Below are 1,016 nucleotides of genomic sequence, written 5' to 3'. Positions count from 1 at the left end.
CGGACCAGGCCGGCGAACTTCGGATCGGTGGCCAGGCTGTCGCCGAGCCAGACATCGCCGATGGCGCGCACGCGGTGCGCGGCGAGCACGACGACGGCGTAGAACCAGCCATCGGCGCGGCCGTCGTCGTCGGTGGCGGAGTGGATGAAGACGATCGGGCCGCCGACCTTGCAGCGTCCGAAGACGATCTGGTGCTCGGTGATCGGCTGGCGGAAGGACTGCGTGCGGCCGGCGCCAGGCGCGGTCGGGTCGTCGCCGGAGCGCATGGAGATGGTGGACGGTGCGGTCGGCCGCTTGGCGGGGAACACCGAGGCGCCGATGGTCGAGACGACGAAGGCGGCGCCGGCGCCGACGATCGCGCCGATGATGCCGCCGCCGACCGCGGCGGAGGCGACGCCACCGGCGACGACGGCGATGAGGGGAACGGCGGCGGGCATGTCAGCCGATCCTCCAGGCGATGGTGCAGAGGGTGATCGGCGCGCGGACCAGCCCGCGCGGCCCGACGAAGGCGACCCGGCCGGCGTCGAGCACCACGCCGAGGCGCTCGGGATCGGGCGCGAGGACGATGTCGCCCATGCGGGCCCGCAACGGCGCCTCGCGCGGGAAGCCAGCGGTGTCAGCGGAGGCCTGGAGGTCGGGCAGCACCCGGAAGGCAGGCCGCTCTCCCGTCACCGCCTCCACCGCCGCCAGGGCGAAGCGCCCGCAGTTCCAGCGATGGGCGTCGAAGGCGCGCGTCTCCACCGTCGACAGCAGGGCTGCCAGCCGCACCGCCCAATCCGGCCGCCGCGTCACTGGGCGGGCAGCCGGATCTCCGCCTCCTGCAGGGCGGGAACGTATTCGAAGAAGCGGTCGCCGGGATACTCGGCCTGCTGGTCTGCGTCGGTGTAGCGCCGCACCTCGGCGCGCTCGAGGTCCACGAGCCGGCTCTCACAGGTGAGCCCGACGCGCGGCTCCGCGCCGTCCGTCACCTCCATGGTGTCCATCAGCCCCGCCCAGAGCGGGAACGGATCCGCGAC

1 protein-coding gene and 2 pseudogenes are annotated in these 1,016 nt (G+C 73.9%); all 3 read right to left on the bottom strand.

What is annotated here, in order from left to right; translation table 11 throughout:
* Positions 1–437: pseudogene (locus ACI6QG_RS19585) on the bottom strand (phage tail protein); the annotation flags it as partial.
* Between the two features lies 1 nt (position 438).
* Complete coding sequence (locus tag ACI6QG_RS19580; RefSeq protein ID WP_149537195.1) at positions 439–792, bottom strand: DUF6950 family protein; 354 nt, start codon at positions 790–792, stop codon at positions 439–441.
* Positions 789–1,016 (bottom strand): annotated as a pseudogene (locus ACI6QG_RS19575) (hypothetical protein); the annotation flags it as partial. The gene ACI6QG_RS19580 and the pseudogene ACI6QG_RS19575, both read right to left, overlap by 4 nt.

Origin of the sequence: Sabulicella flocculans, assembly GCF_045449635.1 — a bacterium.
Taxonomy (GTDB): Bacteria; Pseudomonadota; Alphaproteobacteria; order Acetobacterales; family Acetobacteraceae; genus Roseococcus.
This window is presented reverse-complemented; position numbering and strand designations above follow the sequence as displayed.